The sequence below is a fragment of the Clostridium mediterraneense genome, from assembly GCF_900091705.1.
GTDB classification, from domain to species: domain Bacteria; phylum Bacillota; class Clostridia; order Clostridiales; family Clostridiaceae; genus Sarcina; species Sarcina mediterraneense.
Window position 1 is genome coordinate 627,257 of record NZ_LT594785.1, and the last position, 17,974, is coordinate 645,230.

General features: G+C 28.3%; 16 protein-coding genes, 6 tRNA genes and 1 riboswitch. Of the genes, 21 read left to right on the forward strand and 1 reads right to left on the reverse strand.

What is annotated here, in order from left to right:
• Positions 1-10: 10 nt before the first annotated feature.
• The 8 genes from BN8917_RS04995 to BN8917_RS05030 all read left to right on the forward strand — a co-directional run bounded on the left by BN8917_RS04995 (position 11) and on the right by BN8917_RS05030 (position 3,186).
• Positions 11-84 (forward strand) — tRNA-Gly (locus tag BN8917_RS04995).
• 28 nt (positions 85-112) lie between these two features.
• Positions 113-186: transfer RNA gene (locus tag BN8917_RS05000), tRNA-Gly, on the forward strand.
• A 26-nt stretch (positions 187-212) separates the two neighbouring features.
• Positions 213-286: transfer RNA gene (locus tag BN8917_RS05005), tRNA-Gly, on the forward strand.
• Between the two features lie 12 nt (positions 287-298).
• Positions 299-375, forward strand: a tRNA-Lys gene (locus BN8917_RS05010).
• Positions 376-396: 21 nt separating this feature from the next.
• Positions 397-473, forward strand: a tRNA-Lys gene (locus tag BN8917_RS05015).
• A gap of 22 nt (positions 474-495) precedes the next feature.
• Positions 496-572: transfer RNA gene (locus tag BN8917_RS05020), tRNA-Lys, on the forward strand.
• Between the two features lie 121 nt (positions 573-693).
• A complete protein-coding gene (locus tag BN8917_RS05025; protein ID WP_066871462.1) occupies positions 694-1,539 on the forward strand; it encodes a pyridoxamine kinase in 846 nt (281 codons plus the stop codon).
• A 76-nt stretch (positions 1,540-1,615) separates the two neighbouring features.
• Positions 1,616-1,740: riboswitch (SAM riboswitch) on the forward strand.
• A 129-nt stretch (positions 1,741-1,869) separates the two neighbouring features.
• Positions 1,870-3,186 (forward strand): Na+/H+ antiporter NhaC family protein, encoded by a 1,317-nt coding sequence (locus BN8917_RS05030; RefSeq protein WP_066871465.1) that lies wholly within the window; start codon positions 1,870-1,872, stop codon positions 3,184-3,186.
• Between the two features lie 84 nt (positions 3,187-3,270).
• Here the strand turns inward: BN8917_RS05030 and ispF are convergent, their stop codons facing one another.
• Positions 3,271-3,738 carry a 2-C-methyl-D-erythritol 2,4-cyclodiphosphate synthase gene (gene ispF, locus BN8917_RS05035; protein WP_066871468.1) on the reverse strand — a complete coding sequence of 156 codons (468 nt, stop codon included), beginning with the start codon at positions 3,736-3,738 and terminating at the stop codon, positions 3,271-3,273.
• A gap of 183 nt (positions 3,739-3,921) precedes the next feature.
• On the opposite strand from ispF, the gene BN8917_RS05040 reads away from it, so the two are divergent.
• The 13 genes from BN8917_RS05040 to BN8917_RS05100 all read left to right on the forward strand — a co-directional run bounded on the left by BN8917_RS05040 (position 3,922) and on the right by BN8917_RS05100 (position 17,963).
• On the forward strand, positions 3,922-4,977 hold the full coding sequence (locus BN8917_RS05040) for an anti-sigma-I factor RsgI family protein (RefSeq protein ID WP_066871471.1): 1,056 nt from the start codon (positions 3,922-3,924) through the stop codon (positions 4,975-4,977).
• Positions 4,978-5,024: 47 nt separating this feature from the next.
• Positions 5,025-5,942 (forward strand): 23S rRNA pseudouridine(2604) synthase RluF, encoded by a 918-nt coding sequence (gene rluF, locus BN8917_RS05045; protein ID WP_187117204.1) that lies wholly within the window; start codon positions 5,025-5,027, stop codon positions 5,940-5,942.
• 247 nt (positions 5,943-6,189) lie between these two features.
• Positions 6,190-6,876 carry a DUF3298 and DUF4163 domain-containing protein gene (locus BN8917_RS05050; protein ID WP_066871474.1) on the forward strand — a complete coding sequence of 229 codons (687 nt, stop codon included), beginning with the start codon at positions 6,190-6,192 and terminating at the stop codon, positions 6,874-6,876.
• A gap of 118 nt (positions 6,877-6,994) precedes the next feature.
• Positions 6,995-8,371, forward strand: a complete 1,377-nt coding sequence (locus tag BN8917_RS05055) for an aldehyde dehydrogenase (RefSeq protein WP_066871477.1) — start codon at positions 6,995-6,997, stop codon at positions 8,369-8,371.
• A 131-nt stretch (positions 8,372-8,502) separates the two neighbouring features.
• The gene (locus BN8917_RS05060) at positions 8,503-9,210 is read left to right on the forward strand and encodes a GntR family transcriptional regulator (RefSeq protein WP_066871480.1); all 708 of its coding nucleotides are present in this window, start codon (positions 8,503-8,505) and stop codon (positions 9,208-9,210) included.
• Positions 9,211-9,360: 150 nt separating this feature from the next.
• Positions 9,361-10,428, forward strand: coding sequence for a mannose-1-phosphate guanylyltransferase (locus BN8917_RS05065; protein ID WP_066871483.1), 1,068 nt, complete (start codon positions 9,361-9,363; stop codon positions 10,426-10,428).
• 375 nt (positions 10,429-10,803) lie between these two features.
• Positions 10,804-11,373 carry a DUF3867 family protein gene (locus BN8917_RS05070; protein ID WP_066871485.1) on the forward strand — a complete coding sequence of 190 codons (570 nt, stop codon included), beginning with the start codon at positions 10,804-10,806 and terminating at the stop codon, positions 11,371-11,373.
• Positions 11,374-11,449: 76 nt separating this feature from the next.
• Entirely contained in the window at positions 11,450-12,022 is a 573-nt protein-coding gene (locus tag BN8917_RS05075; RefSeq protein ID WP_321220963.1) for a zinc dependent phospholipase C family protein, read from the forward strand.
• 132 nt (positions 12,023-12,154) lie between these two features.
• Positions 12,155-12,790, forward strand: coding sequence for a GntR family transcriptional regulator (locus BN8917_RS05080; RefSeq protein ID WP_066871491.1), 636 nt, complete (start codon positions 12,155-12,157; stop codon positions 12,788-12,790).
• 193 nt (positions 12,791-12,983) lie between these two features.
• A complete protein-coding gene (locus tag BN8917_RS05085) occupies positions 12,984-13,352 on the forward strand; it encodes an ArsR/SmtB family transcription factor (protein WP_066871494.1) in 369 nt (122 codons plus the stop codon).
• 49 nt (positions 13,353-13,401) lie between these two features.
• Entirely contained in the window at positions 13,402-16,059 is a 2,658-nt protein-coding gene (locus tag BN8917_RS05090) for a heavy metal translocating P-type ATPase (protein WP_066871497.1), read from the forward strand.
• A gap of 309 nt (positions 16,060-16,368) precedes the next feature.
• Positions 16,369-17,004: a redox-sensing transcriptional repressor Rex gene (locus BN8917_RS05095; RefSeq protein ID WP_066871499.1), complete on the forward strand. Its 636-nt coding sequence runs from the start codon at positions 16,369-16,371 to the stop codon at positions 17,002-17,004.
• Positions 17,005-17,180: 176 nt separating this feature from the next.
• Entirely contained in the window at positions 17,181-17,963 is a 783-nt protein-coding gene (locus BN8917_RS05100) for a short-chain-enoyl-CoA hydratase (protein WP_066871502.1), read from the forward strand.
• The last annotated feature ends 11 nt before the right edge of the window (positions 17,964-17,974 follow it).

Genomic DNA, 17,974 nt, shown 5'->3' on the forward strand with positions numbered 1-17,974 from the left:
ATAATACCTTGCGGGTATAGTTCATTGGTAGAACGTCAGCCTTCCAAGCTGAATAGGCGAGTTCGATTCTCGCTACCCGCTCCATAAAAAAATAATAAATTTATAATACCTTGCGGGTATAGTTCATTGGTAGAACGTCAGCCTTCCAAGCTGAATAGGCGAGTTCGATTCTCGCTACCCGCTCCACAAAAAATAATAAATTTATAATACCTGCGGGTATAGTTCATTGGTAGAACGTCAGCCTTCCAAGCTGAATAGGCGAGTTCGATTCTCGCTACCCGCTCCATTTAAATAATATGCACCATTAGCTCAGTTGGTTAGAGCACCTGACTCTTAATCAGGGTGCCCTGGGTTCGAGTCCCAGATGGTGTACCACTTTTTTAAAAAATATAATATGCACCATTAGCTCAGTTGGTTAGAGCACCTGACTCTTAATCAGGGTGCCCTGGGTTCGAGTCCCAGATGGTGTACCATTTTTTAAAAAATAAATAATATGCACCATTAGCTCAGTTGGTTAGAGCACCTGACTCTTAATCAGGGTGCCCTGGGTTCGAGTCCCAGATGGTGTACCATTAAAGCAGTAAAATATACTGCTTTTTTTTGTTCGTTTAATATTGTTTTGTATCCATACAATTGATTGGTGGAAAATAAAGGTATATAATTAATTTATTTAAAAAGAGAGAAGGAATAAAAATGTATCAAATTAAAAAAGTTATGGCTATTCATGATATATCTTGTTATGGAAGAGCTTCATTGACAACAATAATTCCTACTTTATCTATAATGGGAGTTCAAGTATGTCCACTTCCAACAGCTATCTTATCTACTCATACTGGTGGTTATGGAAAACCAGAGCAAGTTGATTTAAGTAATTTTATAGATAATGCAAAGAATCATTGGAAAGAATTAAATTTAGAGTTTGATTGTATTTATACAGGTTATTTATCAAATGCATCACAAGTAAAATTAATAAAAGATATAATAAAAGATTTTAAATCAAGAAATAAACTAGTAGTTATAGATCCTGTAATGGCTGATGAAGGTAAGCTTTATAGTAATATAGGAGTAGATATGGTGGAAGCAATGAGAGATTTAATCTTAGAAGCTGATATTATAACTCCTAATATAACAGAAGCAGCTTTTTTATTAGGAAAAGATTATAATGATATATTTGATTTTGAGGAAGTTGATATATGGGCGATAAAGCTTGCAGATTTAGGAATTGATAATGTTGTTATAACAAGTGTCCCAAGTAAAAAAGGAAGTAATTATATAGATACTATAAGTTATGATAGAAAAACAGAAAAACTTATAAGGATATCAGTAGAAAAAGTTAATAAATATTATCCTGGAACTGGTGACTTTTTTGCTTCTATTTTAATAGGTGAAATTTTAAATGGAGTAAATATACAAGAAGCAGCTAAAAAAGCTAGTGAATTTATTGGATTATCTATAGCTGAGAGTGCCAAATATGATTATAATTCCAAGGAAGGAATACTTTTAGAAAAAGTATTACCCCAATTGTTAAAAAAATATTAATTTAGAAAGTTAAGCATTGTATTGTAAAAAAATTAATAGTAAAATATCATTAAAATTAAATTAAGAACTTTTTATTATCTTATCCAGAGTGGTGGAGGGACTGGCCCTATGAAACCCGGCAACCAATATATTTAGGTTAATTATATCTAAATTTAGAACGGTGCTAATTCCAGCAGTTATTAGAAGACTGATAGATAAGAAGATTACTAAGCGTTTTGAGTATTAACTTCTGTCTAAAAACAGGAGTTTTTTTTATTTATGTAAGAATTAGACTACGGAGAGTTTTTAGATAAAAACAAATGATAATAGAAAGTCTCTAAATGAAGGGGGATGCAAATTATGAAAAAACAAAAAGGAAGTGCGTTAGCACTATTACCATTAATAGTTTTTGTAGTATCTTATTTAGGTATGTCATTAATTTTAGATGATTTTTATGCAGTATCTATATTAGTTCCAGGACTTTTAGCTGCTATAGTAGCTTTATTTATGAATAGAAAAATAGGCTTTGAAAAAAGTTTAGAGCATTTTTGTAAAGGTGCAGGAAATAGTAATATTATATTAATGTGTTTAATATTTATTTTAGCAGGAGCTTTTGCAAAGGTTGCTAGTTCAATGGGAGCAGTAGAATCAACAGTTAACCTAGGTCTTACTGTACTTCCAAAAGGAGTTCTTGTAGCTGGAGTATTTGTTATATCAGGTTTTATAGCAATATCATTAGGTACTTCAATGGGGACAATAGCTGCTATAGTTCCAATAGCTACAGCAATAGCAGAGAAAACAACATTATCTTTGCCTCTTATAGTGGGAGCAGTTGTTGGTGGAGCTATGTTTGGTGATAATTTATCAATTATTTCAGATACAACAATAGCGGCAACTAGAACTCAAGGTTGTAATATGAGAGATAAATTTAGAATGAATTTTAAAGTAGTGCTTCCAGCAGCTTTAATATCAATAGTTTTATATGTTATTTTAGGTTCAGGAGCACAAATTTCATCACAAGCATATGATTATAGTTTAATAAAAGTTGTTCCTTATCTTGTAATACTTATTTCAGCTTTAGCAGGAGTAAATGTAATTATAGTTTTAAGTGGTGGAATAGGACTTGCAGCTATAATTGGATTTATGACAGGCTCAATGGATTTAAGAAGTTTATTTAGTTCAATATCAACAGGTATTTCAGGAATGAGTGAGCTTATAATAATTTCACTTATAATAGGAGGAATTGTTGAATTAATTAAAGTAAATGGTGGTATAGAATTTATACTTAATGCTGTGACTAGTAAAATAAAAACTAAAATGGGTGCAGAAATAGGAATTGGTGTTTTAGTTAGTATTATAGATATAGCTACTGCAAATAATACAATAGCAATAGTTACTGTAGGGCCAATAGCTAAAGATATTTCTGATAAATATGACTTAGATCCAAAGAGAGTAGCAGGAATACTTGATATGTTTTCTTGTGTATTCCAAGGTTTAATACCATATGGAGCACAACTTTTAACTGCTGCATCACTTGCAGGACTTGCTCCTTTTGAAATAATGAAATATTTATTCTATCCTTATTTAATGGGGGTTAGTGCAGTAATATTTATAACTATATTTTCAAAAAGAAAAGTTTTAAAAGTAAATAAAGAGTTAGTTAGTTAGTTTTTAAATTTTAATATATCCTATAGAAAATGCACGATTTAAATAAAATCGTGCATTTTAATTTTATATTGAATTAATATATTTCTATAATAATAATGCTATGCTTTGAGATGAAATACCTTCCATTGAACCTGTAAATCCAAGACCTTCTTCAGTTGTAGCTTTTACATTTACACAATCTATGTCTATATCTAAAGCTTTTGCGATATTTGCTCTCATAGAATCTATATGAGGTCTCATTTTAGGTTGTTGAGCTATTATAGTTGCATCAATATTACCTATTTTATAGCCTTTAGATTTTATAAGTTTACCAACTTCAGTTAGTAAGACTAAGCTGTCTGCTCCTTTAAATTTTTCATCAGTATCTGGGAAGTGTTTTCCTATATCACCAAGGGCTGCAGCTCCAAGCAAAGAATCAGAAATTGCATGTAAAAGTACATCAGCATCTGAGTGTCCAAGAAGTCCTTTTTCAAATGGTATTTTAACTCCACCTATAATTAGGTCTCTATTTTTGACTAATTTATGTACATCATAGCCTAATCCTATTCTCATAAAAATTCTCCTTATATAATTGTATTTATCTATTTATTATTTAAATATATTATATCATTTAATAGAGAATCTTTCTTTAATTATGATATATATATGATATAATTTATTGTTGTAGAAATAATTTGAAAAAATTGAAGTTTTTATTAAGTTGTTAAGAAATTTTTAAAGTTTTAGGGGGCTAAGATGGAGAACTTTGAATTCCAGAGGGATAAATATATTTTCTCGAACAATAAAAAACATAATAAAGATATAAATGAAGATGAGTTATTAAAAGAAATAAAGCTATTAAGAAGAACTTATAGAAAGAACGGTATAAAGTTACATAATATTTCACAAGTTGAGATTAATGAAAATAGAAGAAATATAATACTTAATATAGCTATGTTTGTAAAGGATGAACCAGAAATTTTAGATACTTATAGAAGACATAAAAAGCTTCCATTAATAAGAATTGGTGAGGAGACAGGTGCAAGAATTGAATTTCTAAGAAAATATGAAGATTATTTAGAGTTATATGTAATTTTATTTTCTGATAAAAGATATTCTCAAATAGTTAAATATTTAAATATAAAACCTAGACAATCAGAAGATGTAAAATTATTAAAAGTTGTTGGTGAACAGGAAAGGCAAGGTCTTTTTAAGGGGATTACTATAGGGCTTCATCATAAATCAATAATTATTTTAACTAGGCAAGGGGAAGTTATAAGAGTTAGATATATAGATAATTCAATTCTTGGAGAAGAAATAATTTCTAAAAAGTTTAGTGGATTTTCTGCATATATGCCAAATGTTATTGGTGTTAGTTTAATTTTAATTTGTATTTATTGTGGATTATCATTTATATATAGGCTTTCAGATAGTAAAATAGTTATAAGAACTACCTCTGAGATTAAACTTGATGTAAATAAGTTTAATAGAGTAGTGGATGCTAATTCACCTAGTGAAAAGGGAAAAGAGCTTATAGAAAATATGAAATTAGAAAATAAAAAGCTAGATACAGCGATACATAATATTTTAGAGTACATAGATGATAATTCGATGGTTCCAGAGAATGGAGTTATAAATGTAGCTGTAACAGGTGATAAGATTAATTTTCAGGAATTAACGGAAACAAATTCTCTTGTTAAAAATCAATATAATGATAAGGATAAAAAAGAAAGAGTATTTTCTCTTTTAATTAATAATTCAGGACAAGAGGAAACTATGTCTCCAGAAAAGCAAAAACCAAAGGAGAAATAAAAGTGAATTTAAAAAAAAATAATAACAAAGGATTAAATAAAGATTATATTCAGGCAGATAAGTCTTCAAGAGAAGAAATAAGATTAAATAAATATATAGGAGAGAGTGGATTTGCTTCAAGAAGAGAAGCAGATGCACTTATTGAAGCAGGTAGAGTTAAAATTGATGGAAAAGTTGCTACTATGGGATCAAAAGTTAAGAAGGGTCAAAAAGTAACAGTTGATAATAAGCCTATTATGGAGGAAGAAGAACTTGTTTATATTGCTTTAAATAAACCAGTTGGTATAACATGTACAACAGAAAAACATGTAAAAGGTAATATAGTAGATTTTATTGGACATGAAAAAAGAATATTTCCAATAGGTAGACTTGATAAGGATTCACAAGGTCTTATTTATTTAACTAATGATGGTGATATAGTTAATAAAATTTTAAGAGCTGGGAACAATCATGAAAAAGAATATTTAGTTACAGTTGATAAGCCTATAACTGATAGTTTTATTAAAGGGATGTCTAATGGAGTTCCGATTTTGGGGACTGTAACAAAAAAGTGTAAGATAACTAAAGAGAGTAAATATGTTTTTAGAATAATTTTAACTCAAGGCTTAAATAGACAAATTAGAAGAATGAGTGGTTACTTTGGATATGAGGTTAAAAAGCTTGAAAGAATAAGAATTATGAATATTACTCTTAAAGGACTTGCAATTGGTGAGTGGAGATATATTACTAAAAAAGAACTTGATGAAATAAATAGATTAACTAAAGAATCAGTTAGTACAGAAGAAGCATCAGATCAAAGTTTAAGACCTAGAGATGGAGTAAATCAAAGAGATAAACCTAAGAGTAAAAAGAAAACTAGTTTTAATGTAAAGAATAGTAGTAAAAAATCTTTTAGTAGAGATAAAGATAGAATTAAATCAAATAGAAATAAGTCAAAAATAAATAAAAGATTTAGAGAAAAATAGAATTTTAATTGTAAAGTTAATTTAGCTTTAAAATTAGGAAAAATTAAAAGTTATCCACAGGGAAACTTTAATTTATCAATAAAATATACTGGAAAATAGTTAAAAAATGGAAGTTATCCACAGTATCCACAAGGAGATGTGGATAACTTTTTTATTATTAAAATTTTTTTGATGTTTAGAAAGCTACATATTTATATAAGGTAGAGAGATACTAAGAGTAAAATAAGTATTTGAAAAGGAGAAAAAAATGAAAAAAGCTGTATTATTATTTTTGACTTTCTTTAGCCTTATTATAAATTTTAATATTTTTGCATTAGCTTCTAATGTTGAGATAAATGAAAAACAAATTAATAGAAAGGATCAATATATAGAAGTAAATGTAAAAGTTCCTATTATAAAAACAAGTGATGGAATAGGAAAACAATTGACCGATAAAATAAATAAACATACTGAAAATTGGGTGAATGATCTAACAGACCTTGCAAAACATGATGATGTTAAAGAGACAGGAAGAAAATTTGATTTGTATAGTATTTTTAAAGTTGCATATAATAAGAATGATATACTTAGTATTCCTATAACTTATTATCAATATACTGGTGGAGCACATGGGATTACTACTTTATATCCTTATAATTTTAATATGATGACAGGAAAAAATTTAAATTTAAAAGAGTTATTTAAAGATGATTTTGATTATAAGAAGATAATGAATGAAGTAATAACTAAGGAAATAAGTAAAGATAAAGAAATTTATTTTAATGATGGTAAAGATTTTAAGGGAATAAAGGATAATCAAGATTTTTATATTTCTGATGAGGGAATAGTTGTTTATTTTCAACTTTATGAAATAGCACCATATTCATCAGGAATTAGAGAATTTTTAATTCCTAAAGCAAAAATTGAAAATGGATTAAAGATAAAAATTTATTAATTTATTAGGCTTGTCTGAAAGGATAAGCCTTTTTTGTTTAGTTTAAGTTATTATTATGATATAAATAAATAAGTTTTGGGTGTTATAATTTATTTAGTAGATTGAGAGGGTGATTTTTATGAGTATTAATAAAGAAATTTTTGATAAGCAGAAACAGTTTTTTAAAACAGGAAAAACTTTAGATATAGATTTTAGAATAGAACAATTAAGAAAGTTAAAAGAAGTTATTAAAAGAAAAGAAGATAAAATTTTAGAGGCCTTAAATAAAGATCTTAGAAAATCAAGATTTGAGGGATATATAACAGAAGTTTCTATGGTATATGAAGAAATAAATTTAAGTATAAAATCTCTTAGAAGATGGAGTAAAAAACAAAAGGTAAAAAGTCCTTTAGCAGTTCTTCCTGCTAAGAGTTATATTTATTATGAACCTTATGGAACTGTTCTTATTATAGGACCTTTTAATTATCCATTTCAGCTTAATTTTTCACCACTTGTTGGAGCTATAAGTGCTGGGAATACAGCTATGATTAAACCATCAGAATCAGTAATGGAAACTACTAATATAATTAAAGAAATAATAGAGGAAACTTTTGATGAGAATTACATAGCATATGTAAATCCTGAAAAAGGTAAAGAAGTAGTAGAGGAACTTTTAAAGTTTAAGTATGATTATATTTTCTTTACTGGAAGTGTTACAGTAGGAAAAATTATTATGAGAGCAGCAGCAGACAATCTTATTCCTATAACTTTAGAACTTGGAGGAAAGAGTCCTTGTATAGTTGATAGTGATGCAAAATTAAGACTTGCAGCTAGAAGAATAGTTTGGGGAAAGCTTATAAATTCAGGTCAAACTTGTGTTGCACCAGATTATATTTATGTTCATAAAAGTATAAAAGATAAGTTTTTACAAACCTTAGCTGATGAAATAAAAATTCAATATGGAGAGAATACAAGATTTTCAGAAGATTATCCAAGAATGGTTAATGAAAGAGAGTTTGAAAGGGTAATTAGTTATATAAACAAAGAAAAAATTTATTTTGGTGGAAATAGTGAAAAAGAAGATCTTTATATAGAGCCAACTGTATTATCAAATGTTAATTGGAATGATGATGTTATGCAAAGTGAAATTTTTGGACCTTTATTCCCAGTATTAGAATTTGAGGATATAAATGATGTTATAGAAATTGTAAGTGATAGAGAAAAGCCACTTGCTTTATATTATTTCTCAGAAAGTAGAGATAAGATTAATTATATTTTAAAACATACAACTGCGGGTGGAGTTACAATTAATGATACTTTAATGCATGTATCATCTGCTTTCTTACCTTTCGGAGGCGTTGGTAATAGTGGGATAGGAAGTTATCATGGAAAAGAGAGCTTTACAACATTTTCTCATAAGAAATCAGTTTTAAATAGAGCAACTTGGTTTGATATGCCACTTAGATATGCACCATTTAAGGATAAATTATCTCTAGCAAAGAAAATTTTAAAATGATATCTAAAGTAAATAAAATGTGTATTTTACAAATAAAGTAATAAATGTATAGACAAAGTAACTTTTTCGTTTTAGAATTATATGTAATAGATTAACATTATATATATTTTTAGGTAATGCGGAGGGGTATTATGTCGAAGGCTTTGAAAATAGCATCTGATCTTGAAAGAAAAATTCATGGTGGTGTATATAAAGAAGGGGATAAGCTTCCAACTGAAATGCAGCTATGTGCAAAATATGATGTAAGTAGAATGACCATTAGGAAAGCTTTAGAAAAGCTTATTGATCACGGTTGGCTTTATAGAATTCAAGGAAGTGGAAATTACGTTAAAAAAGATGTAAATAGAAAAAGTTATTCAGGAGCTGCTAGAACGTTTGGACTAACACAGTATTTACATAATAAAAAGATTGAAAGTAAGATGTTAGATTTTAAAATTATTGCAGCTGATAAGGATTTATCAGAAAAATTATATTGCAAAGAAGGCGATATAATTTATTATGTTGAGAGACTTAGAATAGTAGAAGATGAACCATATGTTTTAGAAAAAAGTTATTTTATAGAGAAATACGTTAGAGGTTTAAGTGAGAAAATAATAAAGTCATCGATTTATTCATATATTGAAAATGACCTTGGTTATAAGATACAACAATCAACTGATAATGTTACAGCAAAAGAGGCAGATGCTAATTTAGCTGAAATATTAAATTGTGAAGTTGGTTCAGCACTTTTATTAAATGAATCAACAGTTTATTTAGATAATGGACAAGCTTTTGAGTATTCATTAGATATTCATAGGGGAGATAGAGCAAATTTTATAATGATTAGAAATAGATATTAATCAGATTGAATAGGGTAAGATTTTATATAGAAGCTTACTCTATTTTTATTTTGTTAAGAAAAATAAGAATAAATAAAGATAAAAATAGCACACTGTAAAATTTAAGTTCATAGAATGAAGTATAAGCAAGTTATGGAGTTGAAGGCAGGGGTGCTTTATTCATTAATTCTAGCTGGAGGAAAGGGCACAAGACTATATCCTCTTTCAAGGAGCAAAGAACCTAAGCAGTTTTTGAAAATATTGAATAATAAGAGTTTCTTAGCTAATACAGTGGAAAGGGTAAGTCCACTTATTCCGAATGAGAATATTTACGTTATCACAAATAAAGATTACGAAGAAAAGGTTAAGGAAGAGCTTTCAAATATAAATTCAGAAAATATATTTACTGAACCAGCTAATAAAGAAACTGCGACCTGCATAGGTCTTGCTGCAATTAAGCTTTTAAAGAAAGATAAGGATGCAGTAATGGTTGTTTTGCCTTCAGATCATTATATTAAAGAGGATGAAAATTACCTTGAAACCGTAAAACAAGCAGTGACTATAGCTGATAAGAAAAAACTTATAGTCACTATGGGAATAGAACCTACCAGACCAGAAATGGGATATGGTTATATTGAGATGGGTGAGAGAATAAATGGTGTAATACCAACTTATAAAGTGGCAAGGTTTACTGAAAAACCTAATCTTGAAGTTGCAAAAGATTTTATATTAAAAGGAACTTATCTCTGGAATAGTGGTATGTTTGTTTTTAGAGCAGATGTGATTCTTAGGGAAATAGAAAAATATATTCCAACTCTTTATAAATGTTTAAGTGAAATATATAGGCATATAGGCTTAGAAGATGAAGAAGAGATAATAAAAAATCAATATTCATTAGTTGATGGAATTTCTATAGATTTTGGAGTAATGCAAAAAACTAGAAGAGCAGCAGTGATAAAATGTGATTTTTCTTGGGATGATATAGGAAGTTTTAAAGCACTAAGTAGATTTCTACAAACAAATGATACGAACGCAGTTAGTAAAAATGTTTACTTAGATGATTCAGAAAATTGTTGTATCTTTGGTAGGGAGAGGCTAGTTATAGGCTTTGGACTTAAAGATCTTGTAGTAGTTGATACTGGTGATGTGCTTTTATTGATGGATAAAAATAAAGACCAAGAAATAAAGCATTTATTATCAAAGATAAATAAAATAGATGATTATAAAGACTATTTGTAATAAAAGGAGAAGGGCTGTATAGCAGCTTTTTTCCTTTTTTGTATGTTAATTAAGATTTAAACTTTAGAAAATATTTAATTTAATTGATATATCACTAATAGAAGTGTTATTTATTTGGATAAAGGTAAAAGTTAAGCTATAAAATAATAATTTTTGGTATATATTAAATATAGGAAGATTTATTTAGTTTTTATTTATATATTGAGATAAAATATTATGATTAATAATATTTTAAAACTATATATGATAAAGTAGATATTTAATATTCTTAGTAAAGAAGTATGAAATTAAAAATTTAGCTAATAACAAAAAGAAATTCTTTTGTGGTAAAATATATAGTGAATAAATTCTCTGGAAAACTAGGAGGAATGGAAAATGGACGACAAGATTGTAGATTTCAGTAAATTAAAAGAAAAGGTTAGAGATAAAGATATTAATGACTTTGAAAATTATATATATAATCTTTATTTTAAAATGGCTGAAGGTAAAATGAATATGATGCAGTTCACAAAGGAAATTACTTCATATATGCAAGAGAACAATATTTCAGAAGAAAAGTTTGTTAACATTCAAAAAGAAATGCTTAGTAGATATGGAGTAAGCATGGATGATATAGATGGACAGCTTAAAGGAATGGGAATTGATCCAGCAACAATGACTGGTATGAATTCAAAAGCTTATGAAGATATGAGAAAAGTTATGGGCTTCCAAGAAAAGTACAAAACTAGACTTTCAAGCAAAACAGTAACTACTTATAGAATAAAGAATGAAAAGAATGATATAGAAATATACTTAGAAGGGAATAATGTACTTATAAAGAGTTCTAAAGATATTGACCTTCAAGATATAGAGCTTAATGAATTTTTATGTTCATATAAGAAGACTTTAGAAGATTCTTCTTTAAGTATAGAACTATGTTCTAATATACAAACATATATATATTAAGCTTTTAGATATATTTATTCTCTTTAAATAAATTTGACTGGAGATGCACATTATGATGGCAAATACCCATATTGTTATGGCGAAACATATATATTCAAATTTGAATCTCAAGGAAAAGAGAGTAGTAAGTTATAGAAATTTTCTTTATGGAAATATAAAGCCAGACATGGTATCTAAATATAAATTAAAAAAACATTATATGGATGAATCTTTTGATATGGTTATGGACAAGATAAAGGTTCTTAGTTCTTTATCTGATAATGAGATAAGAAAACTACCTGAAATAGTTAGCTTTAGTCAAGAACTTGGAGTTGTATGTCATTTTTTATGTGACTTTTTCTGTATTCCACATAGTGAAAGATGGGAATTCAAGCATAGTATGAATAAACATGTTAAGTATGAAAAAGATTTATCCAACTTTGCAAAAGAATTTAAATTACCTAGAGAAAGAGCTAAGGTATTTGGTTTTTATAATATAGAAGAGTTTATATTAAGAGCTCATGAATTTTATAGAGAAGATAGCTCTTTTGTTAATGACTTAGTATTTTCAAGTTATGTATGCAACAGTGTTGTTGATTATATAATTGATTGTATAGAATTCAATAGTAGTATTGGAGGAAGACTAGTAAATTCAATAGGAATATCGTAATTAGGTAAGCCACTTTTGTATGTTATTATATACGAAGGTGGTTTATTTTAATGTTGATAGCAAATAACTTGAAAGCGTATGATAAAAAAAGGTAAAATAGTATTAATAAATATGAGAGAGTGAGGGAGTAAGATGGAAAATAAAACGACAACAGAACCTGTCTATAAGCAAATTGCTTTAGATTTAGCAGGTAGAATTTATAATGAAGATGTTAAAGTCGGAGAAAAAATTTCAGGTAGATCAACTTTAGCAAGTAATTATAATGTTTCACCAGAGACAGTTAGAAAGGCAATTAAACTTTTAGAAGATATGGATGTTGTACGTTCAAGTAGAGGCAGTGGGGTAAAGATAGTTTCTAAGGAAAATGCTTATGAATTTATTGAAAGATTTCACTCTATTGAAAGTGTAACTACTTTAAAGCAAAATATAAATAAATTATTTGAAGAAAAGCAACAAATTGAAAATAATATAAATTGTATGATACAAAAAATAGTAGATTATTCAAATAAATTAAGATATACAAATCCTTTAACTCCTATAGAAGTTGAGATACCAGATGATTCAGATATTATAGGAAAGAGTATTTCAGAAGCTAAGTTCTGGCAAAATACAGGGGCGACTATTATTGGGATAAGAAGAAATGGTGAATTAATTATTTCTCCAGGTCCTCATCTTATTTTTGAAAAATCTGATGTTATTTTAGTTGTTGGAAATGATGGAATTTTAGATAGTATAGATAAATATTTTGAGAAGAAAAAGTTATCCTAAAAAAGGATAACTTTTTTTATTATATTTACATAAGATAAGAGAAAAATAATAAATGTTTATATAATTTCTAGAGTACTATAGAAAAATTATAAAAAGTATAAAGAAATAATTGACAATGTACTTTCAATTAGCATATAATAAAAGTGAACATATGAGCAGTTGTTCATATGATAATGGAAAGGGGATTTTTGCTATGAATAAAAAAGAAGATAAAATTTTAGAAAGCTGCGAGGTGAAAGCAATTCATCAAGAGGTAGTAGATAAAGTTCAAACAGATTTACCAGATGATGAAGTACTATATGATTTAGCCGAATTATTTAAGGTTTTTGGAGATAGTACAAGAATAAAAATTTTATATTCATTATTCCAAGCAGAAATGTGTGTGTGTGATATTGGAATAATACTTGGAATAAGTCAATCAGCTGTATCACATCAATTAAGAGTTTTAAAACAAGCTAGACTTGTAAAATACAGAAGAGAAGGAAAAGTAGTGTATTATTCACTAGATGACGATCATATTAAGAGAATATTTAATGAAGGTCTAAATCATATTAAGGAATAGATTTTTAGAGAAATGATTAAATAAATTTTAGGAAAGGATGGCTATTTTTATGAATGAAGTTAAACTTTATTTAGAGGGCTTAGATTGTGCAGGGTGTGCAGCTAAGATAGAAGAAAAGACTGATAAACTTCCAGAAGTAAAAGAAGCAAGTTTAAACTTCGCTACTAAAGCTTTGGTCTTTCAATTAGAGAATGGCACTAATGAAGAAGAAGTTGTTACTACTATTAAAGAAATAGTTAGAAAATTAGAGCCAGACGTTGTAGTAAAAAGAGATAAGGTTAAAGAAAGTAATGTAAGTGTATGTGCTGATAATTCATGCTTAACAAATGAAATGAAGATAACATTTGAAAATCTTTTCTGTGCAGGGTGTGCAGGTAAGATAGAAGAAAAGACAGGTAAGCTTCCAGAAGTAAAAGAAGCTAATCTTAATTTCACAAATATGTCTATGTTTGTAGAGCTTAAAGATGGACAATCTGATATGGAAGTATACGAAAAAGTTAAAGAAATTACTAAAAAGCTTGAACCAGATGTAGTTGTTAAATATGAAAGAGAAAGTAAATCAGTAGAAGCATCAAAAACACTTAAGCTTAATTTAACAGGTCTTGATTGTGCAGGGTGTGCAGGGAAGATAGAGGAAGGAACAGCAAAACTTCCAGAAGTAAAAGAAGCAAACTTAAACTTTGCAACTAAAGTAATAGTTATAGATCTTAATGATGCTAAGGACTATGAAAAAGTTAAAGCTGATGTTAAAGAAATAGTAAGAAAACTTGAACCAGATGTAGTGGTTAGTGAAGTTAAAGAAGAAGTAGTTTATGATGATGCACCAGTATCAACAGAAAAGAAAGAAGAAAAGGTTGAATCAGGATTTTCAGCTTATAATATAACAAGATTTATTATAGGTGTTGTATTATTTGGAATAGCTGAATGGGCTGGTTTCTCAGATACTATTAGTAATATTATATTTATAATAAGTTATATTATTTTAGGATATCCAACAGTTCTAAAAGCTCTTAAGAATATAGTTAGAGCTAAGAATATATTTGATGAAAACTTCTTAATGATGATTGCAAGTATAGGTGCTTTTGCAATAGGTGAACATTCAGAAGCAGTTGCAGTTATCATGTTCTATGAAATAGGTGAAATGTTCCAAGGATATGCAGTTAATAACTCAAGAAAGTCAATTAGCTCACTTATGAATATTAAACCTGATTTTGCTAGAGTTATTAGAGATGGAAAGGAATCAACTATCTCACCATATGCAGTTAAAGTTGGAGAAATCATAACTGTTAGAGCTGGTGAAAGAGTTCCTTTAGATGGTATTGTTATTGAAGGTAGCGGAAGTGTTGATACATCAGCATTAACAGGTGAATCACTTCCAAGATCAATAAAAAATAATGATGAAGTTTTAGCAGGATGTATTAATTTAAATGGAGTTATCAAATTAAGAGTTACTAATGATTTTAAGGAATCAACTCTTTCTAAGATATTAGAGCTTGTTGAAAATGCAGGAAACAAGAAAGCTCCAACAGAAAAATTTGTAACTAAGTTCTCAAGATACTATACACCAGTAATTGTTGGAATAGCAGTATTCTTAGCTATAGTACCACCATTAGTACTTCCAGATGCAACATTTATTGAATGGTTAAAGAGAGCACTTGTATTCTTAGTTGTTTCATGTCCATGTGCTTTAGTTGTTTCAATCCCATTAGGATTCTTTGGTGGAATTGGTTCAGCTTCAAAGAATGGTATCCTTGTTAAAGGTGGAAACTACCTAGAAGCATTAAATAATGTTAAGACAGTAGTATTCGATAAAACAGGAACACTTACAGAAGGTAAGTTCAAAGTTCTTAAGATAAATGCAAAGAATTATTCAAATGAAGAGTTAATAAAAATAGCTGCTCACAGTGAATATTTATCAAATCACCCAATTGCTAAGTCAATAGTGGCTGAGTATAAAGGTGAAATAAATAAAGACTCTATTTCAGATTATGAAGAAATAGCTGGTAGAGGTGTTTCACTTAAATTAGATGGAGCTAAAGTATTTGCAGGTAATGCAAAACTTATGAGTGAAAATAATATTAAGTTTAAAGAAACAGATGAACTTGGAACAGTTGTACACTTTGCTATCGATGGTAATTATGCAGGAAGCATATTAATCGGAGATATGGTAAAGAGTGATTCTAAGGAAACAATCAAGGGATTAAGATCACTTGGAATTAAGACTGTTATGCTTACAGGAGATAATAAGAAAGCAGGAGAAGCTGTTGCTAAGAACTTAGAACTTGATGAAGTTCATGCAGAATTATTACCTCAAGATAAGGTAACAGAACTTGAAAAAATATTATCAAATAAAGGTGAAAAAGATAATGTAATATTTGTTGGAGACGGTATTAATGACGCTCCAGTACTTGCAAGAGCTGATATCGGAATTGCTATGGGTGGTGTTGGTTCAGATGCGGCCATAGAAGCAGCTGATGTTGTTATTATGAAAGATGAACCAAGTAAGATTATTCAAGCAATTAAGATAGCTAAGAGAACAAGAGTTATTGTATGGCAAAATATTATCTTTGCACTTGGAATTAAGTTTATAGTATTATTACTTGCAGCATTTGGATTTGCAACAATGTGGGAAGCAGTTTTCGCAGACGTTGGGGTTGCTATTTTAGCAATATTAAATTCAATGAGAGTTTTAATAAATAAAAAATAAAAAAATAGTCAAAAGTTTACTTTTATTTTAAAAAAGTTAAAAAATTTGACGAAATTTTATTGACATTTTAATTAACTTTAAATATAATCAGTATATAAGAATACGTTCAGGTAGAGGGTATAACAGTTATACTATTTATCTTAATGAGGCTTGTACATTGCGATATATCGCTTTGTATGAGCCTTATTTTATATTTGATATATATTCATTAAATCAATATTAAAAAGTTATTTAAATATGTGTTTAAATTATGATAATATATAAATAATGTGTTATATATTTAACAAGATAAAAAAGAGAGGTGCCACAGTGGAAAAGAAAAAGCTAATATCTATGGCGGTTATAAAGAGACTACCAAAATACCATAGATATCTAAATGAATTAATGAATAACGATGTAGATAGAATTTCTTCAAAAGAATTAAGTGAAAAGATTGGATTTACAGCATCACAAATTCGTCAAGATTTAAATTGTTTTGGAGATTTTGGACAACAAGGATATGGATATAATGTAAAGGCATTATATAATGAAATTAGTAATATTTTAGGGTTAAGTAGAGAATATAGAGCTGTAATAATAGGAGCTGGAAACATTGGACAAGCGATAGCAAATTATAATCAATTTAGAAAGCTTGGATTTACTATAGAAGGTATTTTTGATGCAAATCCTAAGCTTTTAGGAATACAAATAAGAGATGTTGCTATACAAGATATAGATGAATTAGAAGGTTTCTTAGAAAGAAATCAAATTGATATTGGTATAATATGTGTTCCTAAAGTTAATGCGCAAAAGGTAGCAGATAAATTAATAAGTAAAGGTGTTAAAGGAATTTGGAACTTTGCTCCTATAGATTTAAATACTCCAGATGACGTTACAGTAGAAAATGTTCATTTAAGTGAAAGTCTTTTAACTTTAGTGTACTTATTAAACGAAAAAAATAATTAATAAAAAAATATTTGGATAAAAATACTAAAATATCCAAAAATATATTGCAAATACAATTAATAGCACTTATAATTTAATTGAAGTTTATCTAAACTTCAATTATTTTTTTTGCAATTTGTTAAGTTTATAACAAATAACTTTGGGTATAAAAGAGAAAGGTATTAAGGGGGAGAAAAATGGAATTTAATAATGTTCTTCTTGAAAAAGAAGGGAACATAGCTATTTTGACTATTAATAGACCTAAGGCTTTAAATGCATTAAACTCAGAGACTTTACAAGATTTAGATAAAGCATTAGAACAGCTTGAAAATGAAAGTGATATATATGCAGTAATTTTAAGAGGTGCAGGTGATAAATCATTTGTGGCAGGAGCAGATATATCTGAAATGAAAAATCTTAATGAAGAACAAGGCAAAGAATTTGGTCTTTTAGGAAATAAAGTTTTTAGAAGACTTGAAAATTTAGATAAACCAGTAATTGCAGCTATTTCTGGATTTGCATTAGGTGGAGGCTGTGAGCTTGCTATGGCTTGTGATATAAGAATAGCTAGTGAAAAAGCAAAATTTGCTCAACCAGAAGCTGGACTTGGAATTACTCCAGGCTTTGGCGGTACTCAAAGACTTCCAAGACTTGTTGGAACAGGTGTAGCAAAAGAAATGATTTATACAGGTAGAATAGTTAAAGCTGATGAAGCTCTTAGAATAGGACTTATTAATAAAGTTGTATCTCCAGAGTTATTAATGGAAGAAGCTAAAAAGCTTGCTGATATGATATCTATAAATGCTCCAATAGCTGTTAAGCTTTGTAAGGATGCTATCAATAGAGGAACACAAGTAGATATAGATAGTGCAATAGTTATAGAAGCTAATGATTTTGGTAAATGTTTTGATACAGAAGATCAAAAAGAAGGAATGTCAGCTTTTATTGAAAGAAGAGAAAAGAATTTTAAAAATAAATAAGGGTATTGAAA